This is a genomic window from Oleiphilus sp. HI0125, from assembly GCF_001635355.1.
In genome coordinates this window covers 1-873 of record NZ_LWGF01000855.1, presented here as the reverse complement: position 1 = coordinate 873, position 873 = coordinate 1, and the positions used below count along the sequence as shown (strand labels likewise).

Here is an 873-nt window from a genome sequence, read left to right as displayed (position 1 = left end):
GTATACGGTGATCTTGCAGAGCGTGAATTGCGACAAGAAGCGATTAGTATTCGGGACGACTTACTGGCAATTAGTGGTGTAAGCCAGGTTGAGCTCGATGGTGTGCGCGATTATGAAGTGTCCATCTATGTGCGAGAGCAAGTAATAGAACGTTACGGCATTACTCTTGAAGAAATCGCGTCGCGCATACGTGAGGCCTCACTCGATTTGTCTGCTGGAGCAATCAAAACAGTCGGTGGCGACATATTGCTTCGCTCAAGTGGTCAGGCATATGGGGCGGATGAGTTTAGCCGTATTGTTATCCGTACTAGTAATACTGGCGGAGTCATTCGCTTGGGTAACGTTGCAGATATTGTCGACGGTTTTGTTGAGGATGTAATCATTACGCGTTTCAACGGTAAGCCAGCGGCCTTAATTGAGATATATCGCGTTGGAGACGAAAGCGCGATTGAAGTTGCTGATAAGGTAAAAAACTACATAGCAACGCACAGCGAAGAGCAAAACCAGTTGTTGCAATTAACCGCATGGCGAGACCGGTCTAATATCGTGAAAAAGCGTCTCAAGACTTTAAGCGATAGTGCGATACAAGGCGGTATTCTTGTGATGTTGCTGCTGACCTTGTTTTTACGCCCCGCGATCGCTTTTTGGGTTTGTATCGGTATTCCTGTCACCTTTATGGGTGCCTTTTTTGTCATGCCGTTTTTTGGCGTGAGTATTAATATCATCTCGTTATTTGGCTTCATCTTAATACTGGGGATCGTTGTTGATGATGCGATTGTCACGGGCGAGAATATTTACTCGCATCTCAGAAAATCCGAGAGCGGTATCGAGGCCGTGATCAATGGAACGCAGGAAGTTGCTGTTCCGGTGACA

General features: G+C 46.5%; 1 protein-coding gene. It reads left to right on the top strand.

Translation table 11 applies throughout. The annotated features are described in order from the left end of the window. A partial coding sequence (locus tag A3762_RS14035; RefSeq protein WP_197469267.1) for an efflux RND transporter permease subunit occupies positions 1-873 on the top strand: 873 nt, incomplete at both ends.